Source organism: Streptomyces sp. NPDC107575, assembly GCF_055657265.1.
Window position 1 is genome coordinate 443,425 of the sequence record NZ_JBVKBG010000004.1, and the last position, 13,699, is coordinate 457,123.

Sequence of the window (13,699 nt, forward strand, 5' to 3'; positions counted from 1 at the left end):
GACCGACCACCTCCCTGTAGGAGAACGACATGCCCCCCAAGGGTCGTCAGGGCGCTGCCAAGAAGGTGCGCCGCAAGGAAAAGAAGAACGTCGCTCACGGCCACGCGCACATCAAGAGCACGTTCAACAACACGATCGTGTCCATCACGGACCCGACCGGCAACGTGATCTCGTGGGCCTCCGCCGGCCACGTCGGCTTCAAGGGCTCCCGCAAGTCCACGCCGTTCGCCGCGCAGATGGCCGCCGAGTCGGCTGCCCGTCGCGCGCAGGAGCACGGCATGCGCAAGGTCGACGTCTTCGTCAAGGGCCCGGGTTCCGGTCGTGAGACCGCCATCCGCTCCCTGCAGGCGACCGGCCTCGAGGTCGGCTCGATCCAGGACGTCACGCCGACGCCGCACAACGGCTGCCGTCCCCCCAAGCGCCGCCGCGTCTGACCCTCACCGGGTCGTCGCAGGCCGCTTGGTCTGAGGTTTTCGGGCGGTACGGCTCTCGTCTCTTGTACGAGGCCGTGCCGCCCGTACCATTGCAGTACTGGTCGGGCATCAAATAGTGGGTGCCCATGACTGAAGGAATCACTTCATGCTGATCGCTCAGCGTCCCTCGTTGACCGAAGAGGTCGTCGACGAATTCCGCTCCCGGTTCGTGATCGAGCCGCTGGAGCCGGGCTTCGGCTACACCCTCGGCAACTCCCTCCGCCGCACCCTCCTCTCGTCGATCCCCGGCGCTGCTGTCACCAGCATCCGCATCGACGGTGTCCTGCACGAGTTCACCACCGTGCCGGGCGTCAAGGAGGACGTCACCGACCTCATCCTGAACATCAAGCAGCTGGTCGTCTCCTCGGAGCACGACGAGCCGGTCGTGATGTACCTGCGCAAGCAGGGCCCGGGTCTGGTCACCGCCGCCGACATCGCGCCCCCGGCCGGTGTCGAGGTGCACAACCCCGACCTCGTCCTCGCCACGCTCAACGGCAAGGGCAAGCTGGAGATGGAGCTGACCGTCGAGCGCGGTCGCGGCTACGTCTCCGCCGTCCAGAACAAGCAGGTCGGTCAGGAGATCGGGCGCATCCCGGTCGACTCGATCTACTCGCCGGTTCTCAAGGTCACGTACAAGGTCGAGGCCACGCGTGTCGAGCAGCGCACCGACTTCGACAAGCTGATCGTCGACGTCGAGACCAAGCAGGCGATGCGTCCCCGTGACGCCATGGCCTCCGCCGGTAAGACGCTGGTCGAGCTGTTCGGTCTCGCCCGCGAGCTGAACATCGACGCCGAGGGCATCGACATGGGTCCGTCCCCGACGGACGCCGCGCTCGCCGCCGATCTGGCGCTGCCGATCGAGGAGCTCGAGCTCACCGTTCGGTCGTACAACTGCCTCAAGCGCGAGGGCATCCACTCCGTGGGTGAGCTCGTCGCCCGCTCCGAGGCCGACCTGCTCGACATCCGCAACTTCGGTGCGAAGTCGATCGACGAGGTCAAGGCGAAGCTGGCCGGCATGGGCCTGGCCCTCAAGGACAGCCCGCCCGGATTCGACCCGACCGCCGCCGCCGACGCCTTCGGCGCCGACGACGACGCGGACGCCGGGTTCGTCGAGACCGAGCAGTACTGAGACGCTCCGCTTCGGCGGACGGATCACTTGCTGCGGGACCGTGGTTGCGGTTGCGCAGTTCCCCGCGCCCCTGAAAAGGGGCGCGGGTCTCCGACAGGCGACCGCCTGCTCGGATACTGACCCCGGTACCTGATACGGCCGGGGCAGACACCTAGGAGAAACATCATGCCGAAGCCCGCCAAGGGTGCCCGTCTGGGCGGCAGCGCCGCGCACGAGAAGCTGCTCCTCGCGAACCTCGCGAAGTCGCTCTTCGAGCACGGCAAGATCACGACGACCGAGGCCAAGGCCCGTCGTCTGCGTCCGTACGCGGAGCGTCTGGTCACCAAGGCGAAGAAGGGCGACCTTCACAACCGCCGTCAGGTGCTCCAGGTCATCACGGACAAGGGCGTCGTCCACACGCTCTTCACCGAGATCGCCCCGCGCTACGAGAACCGTCCGGGTGGCTACACCCGTATCACCAAGATCGGTAACCGCCGTGGCGACAACGCGCCCATGGCTGTCATCGAGCTGGTCGAGGCCCTGACGGTCCAGCAGCAGGCCACCGGTGAGGCCGAGGCCGCCACCAAGCGTGCCGCCAAGGACGCCGAGGCCGCCGAGGCGCAGACCGAGGCTCCGGCCGAGGCTGCCGCCGAGGAGTCGAAGGACGCCTGAGGCTGACGCCTTGTGTGTGAGCGGGTCCGCCCTTCCGGGGCGGGCCCGCTTTCCGTTTCTCCCTAAGGATTGTTTGTTGTGAGTGATGAGGTGGCCGACGGCTTCGTCCGGCTGCGGCTCGACGTGAGCTACGACGGCAGGGACTTCTCCGGCTGGGCCAAGCAGGCCTCCGGGCGGCGGACCGTGCAGGGGGAGATCGAGGACGCGCTCCGTACGGTGACGCGGTCCTCGCAGGCGTACGACCTGACGGTCGCAGGGCGCACGGATGCCGGGGTGCACGCGCGGGGCCAGGTCGCCCACGTGGACCTGCCGGCGGAGGTCTGGGCCGAGCACCGGGAGAAGCTGCTCAAGCGGCTCGCGGGGCGGCTGCCGAAGGATGTGCGGGTGTGGTCGGTGGCCGAGGCGCCGAGCGGCTTCAACGCGCGCTTCTCGGCGATCTGGCGGCGGTACGCGTACCGGGTGACGGACCACCCGGGCGGGGTCGACCCGCTGCTGCGCGGGCACGTGCTGTGGCACGACTGGCCGCTGGACGTCGACGCCATGAACGAGGCGGCCGAGCGGCTGCTCGGTGAGCACGACTTCGCCGCGTACTGCAAGAAGCGCGAGGGCGCGACGACCATTCGTACGCTGCAGGAGCTGAGCCTCGTGCGCGGCGAGGACGGGATCGTCACCGCGACCGTGCGGGCCGACGCCTTCTGCCACAACATGGTGCGGTCCCTGATCGGGGCGCTGCTGTTCGTGGGGGACGGGCACCGGCCCGCCGACTGGCCCGGCAAGGTGCTCGCCGCCGGTGTGCGGGACTCCGCCGTGCACGTGGTGCGGCCGCACGGGCTGACCCTCGAGGAGGTCGGCTACCCGGCCGACGAGCTGCTCGCCGCGCGCAACAAGGAGGCGCGCAACAAGCGGACGCTCCCGGGCGCCGGCTGCTGCTGAGAGCGGCGCCCGGGGCGGCGGTCAGCCCGCGGTCGCGGCCGCGGACGCCTGGACCTCGCCGCGCCGCTTGATCTGCTGGAAGGTGAATTCCTGCAGGTCGTCGCCGAGGGAGAACACCATGGTGTCCTTCTTCGTGGCGTCCTGGCCGTTGGTGAGGCCGCCGTTGGTGAAGTATGTGTAGCGGCCCACCGAGTTGGCGGTCTGGCGGCACACCGTGGTGCGGCAGAACGTGGGCACCCCGGAGCCCGGCAGCGAGGCCACCGTGCCGTCGAAGTCGTACTGCTCCTTGGCCTTGTTCGCCTCCGCCTTCGTCTTGAAGACGGCGACACCGATGGTGACCGCGGAGTTGCCCTTGTAGTACGTGGCGCGGATCAGCTGCTGGCAGTCGTTGCTCTTCAGGATCCCGGACAGGCCCTTCTGCGCGGCCGAGGCGCAGTCGGTGGTGCGGGCCGTGGCGCCCTTCGTGTACACCCGGTCACCGGCGGTGAACTGCTTGCCGGGGAAGAGCGAGTCCGCGGTGAGCGGGGCCTTGTCCTTCGCTGCGCTGTTGATGAAGTCGTTCGGGTCGAGCGGGGGCGGCGGGGTCGTCTCGTCGAAGGACGGCCCTCCCGACTTGCCCTCGCTGGGGATGTCCGCCGTGCTCGGCAGCTGTTCCGCCGGTTTGTTGGCGGCGTCGTTCTTGCTGTTGGTCGAGACGATGCCCCACGCGACCGCCGAACCGACGGCGAGCGTGGCCACGATCGCGCCGCCGATCATCATCCAGCGCTTCTTGCGCGCGCGTGCCTCTGATGCCTCCGCGAGCGACGCCCAGTCCGGGGTCGACCCGCCGTCATTGGGCCCCCACGGGGATCCCCCTTGCCCGAAACTCATGGGGCGCATCTTAGAGGTACGCCCCTGTGTGGCAGGGGCCTCGTCCCGTGGTGGAGGTGTGAGGGCTTCCGTCGCGTTACCGTGAAGGGACACGGCACAGTGGGATACAGGGCCTCCGGTTCACCGGGGCCGACGCGTTTTGACCCGTACGGGGCGGCGCGGGTATCCTCGGCATTTGTTATACGTATTGGCTTGGTCGTTCTCACGCGAAGGGCCCTTACGTAGGTTCCCTGGAGCAGTTACCAGTGGCTCGCATACGGGTTAGCGTCCCCGGCCTTTGTGAGCCCCAGCTGCATGATCGCTTCAGTGGTGCCGTGTGTCAGGACCCCATTCACTGAAGAAGCGAAGGCATACGACCGTGCGTACGTACAGCCCCAAGCCCGGCGACATCACTCGCCAGTGGCACGTCATTGACGCTCAGGACGTTGTCCTGGGCCGTCTGGCGACCACCGCTGCCACCCTTCTGCGTGGCAAGCACAAGCCGATCTACGCGCCGCACGTCGACGCGGGCGACTTCGTCGTCATCATCAACGCCGACAAGGTGCACCTGTCCGGCAACAAGAAGACCCAGAAGATGGCGTACCGCCACTCCGGTTACCCGGGCGGTCTGCGCTCCGTGCGCTACGACGAGCTTCTGGAGAAGAACCCCGAGAAGGCCGTCGAGAAGGCCATCAAGGGCATGCTTCCCAAGAACACGCTCGGCCGTCAGATGCTCTCGAAGCTGAAGGTCTACTCGGGCGACACGCACCCGCACGCTGCCCAGCAGCCGGTGCCGTTCGAGATCACCCAGGTCGCGCAGTAGTTCCGGCCACACCCCCTAAGACAGAAAAGAATCTGAGGAGAATCGTGGCCGAGACCACTGCCGAGACGCCGGTCGAAGAGATCGCCGACGTCGAGAGCTACACCACCGAGTCCGACGCCCCCGTCGAGGGCGAGTACACCTCGGAGTCCAACCCGGCGCGCTTCGGTGACCCGCAGCCGGCCGCCGGCCTGGGCCGCCGCAAGAACGCCATCGCGCGCGTTCGCATCGTGCCCGGCACCGGCAAGTGGAAGGTCAACGGGCGCACGCTCGAGGACTACTTCCCGAACAAGGTGCACCAGCAGGAAGTCAACGAGCCCTTCAAGGTGCTCGAGCTCGACGGCCGCTACGACGTCATCGCCCGCATCTCGGGTGGCGGCGTCTCCGGTCAGGCCGGCGCCCTGCGCCTCGGCGTGGCCCGCGCGCTGAACGAGGCCGACGTGGACAACAACCGCGGCGCCCTCAAGAAGGCCGGCTACCTCCGCCGCGACGACCGTGCGGTCGAGCGCAAGAAGGCCGGTCTCAAGAAGGCCCGCAAGGCCCCGCAGTACAGCAAGCGCTAAATCCCGCTGCCTGCTTGTACTTCTGTTCGCCCCGGCGGCACGTATCGTGCCGCCGGGGCGTTCGGCTTATGACGATTGTGTTGGTTCGGAGGACATCAAGGTGGGACGACTCTTCGGCACGGACGGCGTGCGCGGCGTCGCCAACGCGGATCTGACGGCGGAGCTCGCGCTCGGTCTGTCGGTGGCGGCGGCACATGTTCTGGGCGAGGCAGGCAGTTTTGAGGGCCATCGTCCGGTGGCCGTGGTCGGCCGTGATCCGCGCGCCTCGGGCGAGTTCCTGGAGGCCGCGGTCGTCGCCGGCCTGGCCAGCGCCGGAGTCGACGTGCTGCGCGTGGGCGTGCTGCCCACGCCCGCGGTCGCGTATCTCACGGGCGCGCTGGGCGCCGACCTCGGCGTGATGCTCTCCGCGAGCCACAACGCCATGCCGGACAACGGCATCAAGTTCCTCGCCCGCGGCGGCCACAAGCTGGACGACGCGCTCGAGGACCGCATCGAGGCGATCTACGAGGAGCACAGCACCGGCGCCCCGTGGAACCGCCCGACGGGCGCGGGCGTCGGCCGCGTGAAGTCGTACGGCGAGGGCCTCGACCAGTACATCGCGCACCTCGCGGGCGTGCTGCCGAACCGGCTCGAGGGCCTGAAGATCGTCCTCGACGAGGCGCACGGCGCGGCCTCGCGGGTCTCCCCGGAGGCCTTCACCCGCGTCGGCGCCGAGATCGTCACGATCGGCGCGGACCCGGACGGGCTGAACATCAACGACGGGTGCGGTTCGACCCACCTGGACCTGCTGAAGGCCGCCGTCGTCGAGCACGGGGCCGACTTCGGCATCGCGCACGACGGGGACGCCGACCGCTGCCTGGCCGTGGACCACACCGGCTCCGAGGTGGACGGCGACCAGATCATGGCCGTCCTCGCGCTCGACATGAAGGCGCGCGGCGTGCTGCGCGACGACACGCTGGTCGCGACCGTCATGTCGAACCTGGGCCTGAAGCTGGCGATGGAGCGCGAGGGCATCAACCTCGTGCAGACCGCCGTCGGCGACCGGTACGTCCTGGAGAACATGAAGGAGAACGGGTTCGCGCTGGGCGGCGAGCAGTCCGGGCACGTCATCGTCCTGGACCACGCGACGACCGGCGACGGCACGCTGACGGGCCTGCTGCTCGCGGCGCGCGTCGCGCAGACCGGGCGGACGCTGAAGGACCTGGCGAGCGTCATGGAGCGGCTGCCGCAGGTGCTCATCAACGTCCCGGACGTCGACAAGTCCCGCGTCACCACGTCCGGGGAGCTGCAGGCGGCCGTGGCCGACGCCGAGCGTGAACTCGGCTCGACCGGGCGGGTGTTGCTGCGCTCCTCCGGTACCGAGCCGCTGGTGCGGGTGATGGTCGAGGCCGCGGACATCGCGCAGGCCCGGTCCGTCGCGGAGCGCCTGGCCGACGTCGTGAAGTCGGCGCTGGGTTAAGCCTGTTGCCTGGCGGTACGTTCGCGCTGCTTGGCCCAGAGGTACTTCTGGGCGAGGAGCGTGAGCGTACCGGCGAGGACGATGCCCAGCAGGTTCAGCAGGAGCTGCTGGGTCGAGCCCCAGGTCTGCTTCATGTCGCCGTAGCTCAGCGCCACCGCGGCGTTCGCCGCCGCCGGGACCGTGGTCACCGAGATGGCGACGCCCACGAGCGCACCGGACTTCGCCGAGGTGAGCGAGAGGGTGCCGGCCGCGCCCGCGAGGACGGCCACCACGAACGAGAACCAGTCGGGCGCGTAGACGAAGCCGGTGTTCGGCCGGTCCGCCTCCAACTGGCCCTCGCTGAACAGGTTCACGGCGTCCATGAAGTAGCTGAAGCCCACCGTCACCGCCATCGCCACCGCGAAGCCGACGAGCAGGGCGACCAGGGAGCGCCACGCGAGGCGCGGCGAGCGCCGCACCAGCGCCGTGCAGAACCCGGCGAGCGGGCCGAACTCCGGGCCGACCGCCATGGCGCCCACGATCAGGATCGCGTTGTCGAGCACGACACCGCACGCCGCGATCATCGTCGCGATCACCAGGAACGCCACGTACGTGATGGTGAGCGTGGACTCCTCGTGCGTGGCGTCCGAGAGCTGCTCCCACAGCACCGCGTCCGCGCCCTCGCCCGGCGCGTCCTCCTCCGCCTTGTCGGCGCGCAGGGACAGCGACAGGTCGATGTTCTCGACGGAGATCGAGCCCGACCTGTCGATGCCCAACTTCCGCAGCCCGCCGATGAGTTCGTCACCGGCCTCGCGGGCGACGTCGCACATGACGACGTCGCCGGACGGGTTGCGGGCGGCGTCCGGGAACACCACCAGGTGCGTGGTGCCGGTCGTCTTCTCGATGAGGCGCACCACGTCGTCCGTCGTGTCGGACGGCGTGATCAGGCGCAGATGCAGCATGGCGCCTTTCTAGCAGCTACAGCTTGCGCAGACGCAGCCGCTGCACCTTGTGGTCGGGGCCCTTGCGGATGACGAGCCCGGCGCGGCCGCGGGTGGGCGCCACGTTCTCAAGGAGGTTCACCTTGTTGATGGTGCGCCAGGTGGTGCGCGCGTAGTCCAGGGCCTCCTCCTCGGAGACCTGGGTGTACTTCCTGAAGTACGAGGACGGGTCCTGGAAGGCCGTCGCGCGCAGCTTGCGGAAGCGGTTGAGGTACCAGGCCTCGATGTCCTCGGCGCGCGCGTCGACGTACACGCTGAAGTCGAAGAAGTCGGCGAGTCCTACGCGGGTGCGGCCGTCCTTGCCGGGCAGGGCGGGCTGCAGCACGTTCAGGCCCTCGACGATGAGGATGTCGGGGCGGCGCACGACGAGCTTCTCGCCGGGCACGATGTCGTAGATCAGGTGCGAGTAGACCGGGGCGGTCACCTCGTCCTTGCCCGCCTTGATGTCGGCGACGAAGCGGGTCAGGGCCCGGCGGTCGTACGACTCGGGGAAGCCCTTGCGGGACATCAGGCCGCGGGCCTGGAGCTCCTTGGTGGGGAGCAGGAACCCGTCGGTCGTGACGCGCTCGACGCGCGGGTGCTCGGGCCAGCGGGAGAGCAGGGCCTGGAGGAGGCGGGCGACGGTCGACTTGCCGACCGCGACGGAGCCGGCGACTCCTATGACGAAGGGCGTGCCGGACTGGGCGGCCTTCTTGTTCGTCTCGCCGAGGAACGTGTTGAGCGCCCCGCGCAGGCCGTCGGTCGCGCCCACGTACAGATTCAGCAGTCGGGACAGCGGCAGATAGATGTCGCGGACCTCGTCCAGGTCGATCACGTCACCGAGGCCGCGCAACCGCTCCAGCTCTTCCGCGGTCAGCGGCAGTGGCGTCTTGTCGCGCAGTGCGCTCCATTCGGTGCGGGTGAGGTCGACGTAGGGAGTCACCTCCGGCTTCTGCCGGTGGGTGCTCCGGGAGGTCGCTTGTGCCTTGGGCTCGGAGACCGGAGAGATCACAGTCCATTGTTACGGCAGTGTGGCCCGCGGCGGCAGGTGGGGTGTGTCACGCCGGGAGTTTCGGGAACCCCGTTCGTCACAGCTTCGCCACAGGTATGGACCGTACGTGGGGGTGGCGATACATTCCGTGCACCCGTGGGACGCAACGCTGTCCGCGGGGCGGGAGGGGATCCGTGATGACCGCGCTTCGTGTGCCGAAATTCGTCCGTCGCCGGCCGGTGGACGGCCGCGCCGTGGACGACTGGGCCATGGACGACTGGGCGAGCCAGGTCCACAGCGAACTCGCGCTGGAACTGCCCGACGAGGACATCGTCGAGGATCTGGACGACTGCCTCGACTTCTACCGGCTCGGCAGCAAGCCGCGCTGCGAGGAGGTCGAGTACCTGGCGCTCGTGCGGGACGCGCGCGACCGGATCGACCGGGGCTGGACGGCCTGAGGCCGTCCCGGCGGGGGCCCGGACACAGGCTCTAAGGTCGGGTGCATGAGCATCATCGGGGTCGGTATCGACGTGGCCGAGATCGAGCGGTTCGCGGCGTCGCTGGAGCGCACGCCGAGCATGGCCGAGCGCCTCTTCCTGGACGACGAGCTACTGCTGCCCAGCGGGGAGCGGCGCGGGATCGCCTCGCTCGCCGCCCGGTTCGCCGCGAAGGAGGCCGTCGCCAAGGCGCTCGGCGCGCCGGCGGGGCTGCGCTGGACCGACGCCGAGGTGTGGGTCGAGGACAGCGGACAGCCCCGGCTCCGGGTGACCGGGACGGTGGCAGCGCGGGCGGCCGAGCTGGGTGTGAAGGGGTTCCACGTCTCGCTGAGCCATGACGCTGGCGTCGCGTCCGCGGTGGTGGTGGCCGAGGGGTAGGGCCGCGGCCGCAACCCCTCGGCCGGTGGGCCCTACGACCGGTGGCGGAACACGATCCGGCCCCGGGTCAGGTCGTACGGAGTGATCTCCACCTGGACCCGGTCCGCCAGCAGGATCTTGATGTAGTTCTTGCGGATCTTGCCGCTGACGTGCGCGAGCACCCGGTGCCCGTTGTCGAGCTCCACGGTGAACATGGCGCTGCGCAGGCACTCGACGACGGTGCCCTCGGCGTGCACGCCGCCTCCGGTGTTCTTCGCCGCCCTCCTCGCCTCACTCATCGGACCAGCTCCAGTGCGCGGTTCACGCGCCGCGCGCCGATGCCGTCGAAGAGGTCCTTCGCCGCTTCGTTCGCCTCGTCCACCTCGGCCGACGCCGTCCGTACGCCGGTGCGGTGCAGGGTGTGCAGGACGTCGGCGAGCAGGGCCCGCGCGATGCCGCGGCGGCGCGCGTCCGTGCGGACCGCGAGCAGGCCGATGCGGGGGCGCCGGGTGGCCGTCGCCAGGCGCAGGAGGCCCAGGTAGGCGCCGTCCGGGGCCTCGGCGACGGCGTACTTCGTGGGGTCGACGACCGTGACGCCCGGGGGCAGCGGCCGCACCTCGGCCGGCATGGTGCGCCAGCCGACCGTGGCCTCGACCTCGTCCCGGACCGTGCGGTCGAGGACGCGCAGCCGTGCCTCGTCCGCCGCCCCGTACGGGACGACGGTGACGCCCGCGGGCGGGCGCGCGGTGTCGAGTCCCGTGACGGCGGGGTCGGTGGGGACCGCGTACTCCCACTCGCCGCGGCCGACCGTGAAGCCGAACTCCCGCCATTTCGACGTCAGTTCGGTGTCGGACTCGTCGACGACGGTGTGCAGCGGGCCCGGCAGGTCCGCGAGCAGCGTCCCGGCCAGGGCCGCGAACGCGGTGTCGTGCCAGGCGTCGACGCTGATGAACAGGCGGCCGTCGGGCCGGTGCGCGGCGTGGCCGCGGCCGATCACCTCGTCGTTCTCCAGGGCGTGCCATTGATGGTCGGCCACGCGGGTGACGACGAGCGGGGGTGGGGCTGTGGGGCGGGTGCGTTCAGTGTTCATCGGTGTCTCCTCTCGGGAGCCCTCGATCGATCGTGAGATCTTCGGGGCGCTCCCGGCGACACCTGCTGTCAGCCGCCGGACCGTGACGAGCTGAGGGAGCACCCATGGGTGACTGCGTTCACGGGTCTCACCTCCCAGCTGTGCCTTGCACGGTCGTCGATGACGGTAGCAAGGGGCGGGCGTCAGGCGAAGCGGTTTTCCGCGACGTCCTGCCAGGCGCTGCGCAGCGCCCCCGCCACGTCCTGCGCCGAGATCGGCGCCCCGTCCGCCGCGTGCCGCGCCGCGAGCCCGTGCAGATGGGCGCCGACCGAGGCCGCGTCCAGCGGGGCGAGGCCCGCCGCGAGCAGCGATCCGGTCAGGCCGGAGAGGACGTCGCCGCTGCCGGCCGTGGCGAGCCACGGGGTGCCGGTGGGGTTCACGCGGGCGGGGCGGGCCCCGTCCGGCGGCGCGACCAGGGTCGTCGAGCCCTTCAGGAGGACGGTGGCGGCGTAACGGGACGCCAACTCCCGTACGGACGCGAGGCGTTCGGCCTCCACCTCGTCGCGCGTCACGCCGAGGAGCGCGGCCGCCTCCCCGGCGTGCGGGGTGAGGACGGTGGGCGCCGTGCGCTCGCGGACCGTCGCCGGGTCCGCGAGGCGCAGCCCGTCCGCGTCGATCAGGACCGGGACGTCCGAGGCCAGTACGTCGTGCAGCCCGGACGTGTCGTCGCCGAGGCCGGGGCCGATCACCCAGGCCTGGACCCGGCCCGCCTTCGCCGGTGGCCCTGCCGATACGAGCGTCTCCGGGAAGCGGGCCAGCACCGCGTCCGCCGCCGGACCCACGTACCGCACGGCCCCGGCCCCGCCGTGCAGCGCGCCCGCCACCGCGAGGACCGCCGCGCCGGGGTAGCGCGCCGAGCCCGCGACGATGCCGACGACGCCGCGCCGGTACTTGTCGCTCTCGCCGGACGGCCGGGGGAGCAGCGCCGCCACATCCGCGTACTGGAGCGCCTCCAACTCCGTGTCGGCAGGGGCGAGTTCGAGGCCGATGTCGACGAGGCGGAGCGCGCCCGCGTACTCCCGAGCCGGGTCGACGAGCAGGCCCGGCTTGTACGTTCCGAAGGTGACGGTCGCGTCCGCGCGGACGGCTTCGCCGCGCACCTCGCCGGTGTCGGCGTCGACGCCGCTCGGGAGGTCGACGGCCACGACGGTGCCGCGTGCCGCGGCGGCCAGTTCGGCCGCGCGGGGGCGCAGGCCGCCCTTGCCGCCGATGCCCACGATGCCGTCGACGACGAGGTCGGCGCGGCCCACGCGCTCCGGGGCGCTCTCGTCCTGCGCGTCGAGGTCCGTGCCGCCCGCCGCGCGCAGCGCCGCGAGGCCGCCGGGGTGCGCCCGGTCGGGGGAGAGCAGCAGCGCCGTGACGCCCGCGCCGCGCCGGGCCAGGCGGGCGCCCGCGTACAGGGCGTCGCCGCCGTTGTCCCCCGAGCCGACGAGCAGCGTGACGCGGGAGCCGTACACCTTGCCGAGCAGATCGGCGCAGGCGGTGGCGAGGCTCGCCGCCGCGCGCTGCATCAGCGCGCCCTCGGGGAGCCGCGCCATGAGGGCGCGCTCGGCGGACCTGACCGTCTCTACGTCGTGGGCGAGTCGCATGCCATCGAGTGTCCCTCAGGGACGCCGCCCCGGCCGAAGTGATTTGTGCCGGATTGGCCAACGGATTGAGTGTCACAGCCCTCTGAGACACTGACCTCACCATGAACGAGAACGTGACTGCCCCGCTCCGCGCCCGCGCCGAGATCAACCTGGCCGCGCTCAAGGCCAACGTGAGGACCCTGCGCGCGCACGCGCCGGGGGCCGCGTTCATGGCCGTGGTGAAGGCGGACGCGTACGGGCACGGGATGCTCCCGGTCGCCCGGGCCGCCAAGGAGGCGGGCGCCGAGTGGCTGGGGGCCGCCACCGCCGAGGAGGCGCTCGAACTGCGCGCGGCGGGGCTGCCGGGGCGGATCATGTGCTGGCTGTGGGTGCCGGGCGGGCCCTGGCGCGAGGGGATCGAGGCCGATCTCGACATGTCGGTGAGCGGCATGTGGGCGCTGCGCGAGGTCGTCGACGCCGCGCGCGCGACGGGCCGGACCGCCCGCATCCAGCTCAAGGCCGACACGGGGCTCGGGCGGAACGGATGCCTGCCCGCGGACTGGCCCGAGCTCGTGCGCGAGGCGCTGGAGGCGCAGCGGGACGGGTTCGTGGACGTCACGGGGCTCTGGTCGCACTTCGCGTGCGCCGACGAGCCGGGGCACCCCTCCATCGCCGCCCAGCTGACCGCCTTCCGTGAGATGGTCGCGCAGGCGGAGGCCGCGGGCGTCACCCCCGAGGTCCGGCACATCGCCAACTCGCCGGGGACGCTGACCCTGCCCGAGACGCACTTCGACCTCGTGCGCCCCGGCATCGCGATGTACGGGATCTCTCCGAGCCCCGAGGTCGGCGCGCCCGGCGACTTCGGTCTGCGCCCCGTGATGACGCTGAAGGCGAATCTCGCGCTCGTGAAGCACGCGCCGGGTGGACTCGGCATCAGTTACGGGCATCACTACGTCACACCGGGCGAGACGACGCTCGGCCTCGTCCCGCTCGGCTACGCGGACGGCATCCCGCGACACGCGTCCGGCACGGCCCCGGTCCTGATCGGCGGCAAGCGGCGCACGATCGCGGGCCGGGTGGCCATGGACCAGTTCGTCGTCGACCTCGGCGGCGACGAGCCGGCCGCGGGGGACGAGGCGGTGCTCTTCGGGCCTGGTGACGGCGGCGAGCCGACCGCCGAGGACTGGGCGGTCGCGGCGGGCACCATCGCGTACGAGATCGTCACACGCATCGGATCCCGCGTGCCGCGCGTCTACGTGGACGAAGCGGGCGCCGCGCGCGCGTGACCGGCGTCACGGGTTGAAGGTCCACCGGCACGGCC

Annotated in this window: 16 protein-coding genes; 10 read left to right on the forward strand and 6 right to left on the reverse strand. The window is 70.9% G+C overall.

The features are described 5' to 3' along the window. The first annotated feature begins 29 nt into the window (after positions 1-29). From rpsK to truA, 4 genes are all read left to right on the forward strand, one after another. Entirely contained in the window at positions 30-434 is a 405-nt protein-coding gene (rpsK, locus tag ACZ7L4_RS21680) for a 30S ribosomal protein S11 (protein ID WP_003948617.1), read from the forward strand. Positions 435-579: 145 nt separating this feature from the next. Further along, positions 580-1,602, forward strand: coding sequence for a DNA-directed RNA polymerase subunit alpha (locus ACZ7L4_RS21685; RefSeq protein ID WP_003966937.1), 1,023 nt, complete (start codon positions 580-582; stop codon positions 1,600-1,602). 165 nt (positions 1,603-1,767) lie between these two features. Then, entirely contained in the window at positions 1,768-2,253 is a 486-nt protein-coding gene (rplQ, locus tag ACZ7L4_RS21690) for a 50S ribosomal protein L17 (protein WP_385755905.1), read from the forward strand. Positions 2,254-2,331: 78 nt separating this feature from the next. Beyond that, complete coding sequence (truA, locus tag ACZ7L4_RS21695; RefSeq protein ID WP_472104682.1) at positions 2,332-3,186, forward strand: tRNA pseudouridine(38-40) synthase TruA; 855 nt, start codon at positions 2,332-2,334, stop codon at positions 3,184-3,186. A 21-nt stretch (positions 3,187-3,207) separates the two neighbouring features. On the opposite strand, the gene ACZ7L4_RS21700 is transcribed toward truA, so the two are convergent. Beyond that, positions 3,208-4,056: a hypothetical protein gene (locus ACZ7L4_RS21700; RefSeq protein WP_472104684.1), complete on the reverse strand. Its 849-nt coding sequence runs from the start codon at positions 4,054-4,056 to the stop codon at positions 3,208-3,210. Positions 4,057-4,414: 358 nt separating this feature from the next. On the opposite strand from ACZ7L4_RS21700, the gene rplM reads away from it, so the two are divergent. The 3 genes from rplM (at position 4,415) to glmM (ending at position 6,877) form a co-directional block, all read left to right on the forward strand. Then, a complete protein-coding gene (gene rplM, locus ACZ7L4_RS21705; RefSeq protein ID WP_385755911.1) occupies positions 4,415-4,858 on the forward strand; it encodes a 50S ribosomal protein L13 in 444 nt (147 codons plus the stop codon). 44 nt (positions 4,859-4,902) lie between these two features. Next, entirely contained in the window at positions 4,903-5,418 is a 516-nt protein-coding gene (rpsI, locus tag ACZ7L4_RS21710) for a 30S ribosomal protein S9 (protein ID WP_327661994.1), read from the forward strand. A gap of 100 nt (positions 5,419-5,518) precedes the next feature. Beyond that, positions 5,519-6,877 carry a phosphoglucosamine mutase gene (gene glmM / locus ACZ7L4_RS21715; RefSeq protein ID WP_472104686.1) on the forward strand — a complete coding sequence of 453 codons (1,359 nt, stop codon included), beginning with the start codon at positions 5,519-5,521 and terminating at the stop codon, positions 6,875-6,877. Here the strand turns inward: glmM and ACZ7L4_RS21720 are convergent. Both ACZ7L4_RS21720 and coaA read right to left on the reverse strand, forming a co-directional pair. Further along, positions 6,874-7,818, reverse strand: a complete 945-nt coding sequence (locus tag ACZ7L4_RS21720; protein WP_472104688.1) for a DUF389 domain-containing protein — start codon at positions 7,816-7,818, stop codon at positions 6,874-6,876. The two genes, glmM and ACZ7L4_RS21720, sit on opposite strands and share 4 nt — an antisense overlap. Before the next feature lie 16 nt (positions 7,819-7,834). Then, complete coding sequence (gene coaA / locus ACZ7L4_RS21725; RefSeq protein ID WP_472104690.1) at positions 7,835-8,848, reverse strand: type I pantothenate kinase; 1,014 nt, start codon at positions 8,846-8,848, stop codon at positions 7,835-7,837. Positions 8,849-9,024: 176 nt separating this feature from the next. On the opposite strand from coaA, the gene ACZ7L4_RS21730 reads away from it, so the two are divergent. Together ACZ7L4_RS21730 and ACZ7L4_RS21735 are read left to right on the forward strand one after the other, a co-directional pair. Beyond that, positions 9,025-9,285 (forward strand): hypothetical protein, encoded by a 261-nt coding sequence (locus ACZ7L4_RS21730; RefSeq protein WP_472104692.1) that lies wholly within the window; start codon positions 9,025-9,027, stop codon positions 9,283-9,285. Positions 9,286-9,330: 45 nt separating this feature from the next. Next, positions 9,331-9,702 carry a holo-ACP synthase gene (locus ACZ7L4_RS21735; RefSeq protein WP_472104694.1) on the forward strand — a complete coding sequence of 124 codons (372 nt, stop codon included), beginning with the start codon at positions 9,331-9,333 and terminating at the stop codon, positions 9,700-9,702. A 32-nt stretch (positions 9,703-9,734) separates the two neighbouring features. Here ACZ7L4_RS21735 and infA read toward each other — a convergent pair whose 3' ends face one another. The 3 genes from infA to ACZ7L4_RS21750 form a co-directional block, all read right to left on the reverse strand. Then, positions 9,735-9,980, reverse strand: a complete 246-nt coding sequence (infA, locus tag ACZ7L4_RS21740; protein WP_472104695.1) for a translation initiation factor IF-1 — start codon at positions 9,978-9,980, stop codon at positions 9,735-9,737. Continuing rightward, complete coding sequence (locus tag ACZ7L4_RS21745; RefSeq protein WP_472104697.1) at positions 9,977-10,771, reverse strand: GNAT family N-acetyltransferase; 795 nt, start codon at positions 10,769-10,771, stop codon at positions 9,977-9,979. Before ACZ7L4_RS21745 ends, infA begins: the two co-directional genes overlap by 4 nt. A 182-nt stretch (positions 10,772-10,953) precedes the next feature. Continuing rightward, a complete protein-coding gene (locus ACZ7L4_RS21750) occupies positions 10,954-12,399 on the reverse strand; it encodes an NAD(P)H-hydrate dehydratase (protein WP_472104699.1) in 1,446 nt (481 codons plus the stop codon). A 101-nt stretch (positions 12,400-12,500) separates the two neighbouring features. On the opposite strand from ACZ7L4_RS21750, the gene alr reads away from it, so the two are divergent. Then, a complete protein-coding gene (gene alr, locus ACZ7L4_RS21755) occupies positions 12,501-13,664 on the forward strand; it encodes an alanine racemase (protein WP_472104700.1) in 1,164 nt (387 codons plus the stop codon). Positions 13,665-13,699: the final 35 nt, after the last annotated feature.

What these genes read in the sequence shown, in the direction of transcription:
- rpsK (WP_003948617.1), top strand. Translation starts at nt 30, where the DNA reads ATGCCCCCCAAGGGTCGTCAGGGCGCTGCCAAGAAGGTGCGCCGCAAG.
- ACZ7L4_RS21685 (WP_003966937.1), top strand. Translation starts at nt 580, where the DNA reads ATGCTGATCGCTCAGCGTCCCTCGTTGACCGAAGAGGTCGTCGACGAA.
- rplQ (WP_385755905.1), top strand. Translation starts at nt 1,768, where the DNA reads ATGCCGAAGCCCGCCAAGGGTGCCCGTCTGGGCGGCAGCGCCGCGCAC.
- ACZ7L4_RS21700 (WP_472104684.1), bottom strand. Translation starts at nt 4,056, where the DNA reads ATGAGTTTCGGGCAAGGGGGATCCCCGTGGGGGCCCAATGACGGCGGG.
- ACZ7L4_RS21720 (WP_472104688.1), bottom strand. Translation starts at nt 7,818, where the DNA reads ATGCTGCATCTGCGCCTGATCACGCCGTCCGACACGACGGACGACGTG.
- ACZ7L4_RS21730 (WP_472104692.1), top strand. Translation starts at nt 9,025, where the DNA reads ATGACCGCGCTTCGTGTGCCGAAATTCGTCCGTCGCCGGCCGGTGGAC.
- ACZ7L4_RS21735 (WP_472104694.1), top strand. Translation starts at nt 9,331, where the DNA reads ATGAGCATCATCGGGGTCGGTATCGACGTGGCCGAGATCGAGCGGTTC.
- infA (WP_472104695.1), bottom strand. Translation starts at nt 9,980, where the DNA reads ATGAGTGAGGCGAGGAGGGCGGCGAAGAACACCGGAGGCGGCGTGCAC.
- ACZ7L4_RS21745 (WP_472104697.1), bottom strand. Translation starts at nt 10,771, where the DNA reads ATGAACACTGAACGCACCCGCCCCACAGCCCCACCCCCGCTCGTCGTC.
- ACZ7L4_RS21750 (WP_472104699.1), bottom strand. Translation starts at nt 12,399, where the DNA reads ATGCGACTCGCCCACGACGTAGAGACGGTCAGGTCCGCCGAGCGCGCC.
- alr (WP_472104700.1), top strand. Translation starts at nt 12,501, where the DNA reads ATGAACGAGAACGTGACTGCCCCGCTCCGCGCCCGCGCCGAGATCAAC.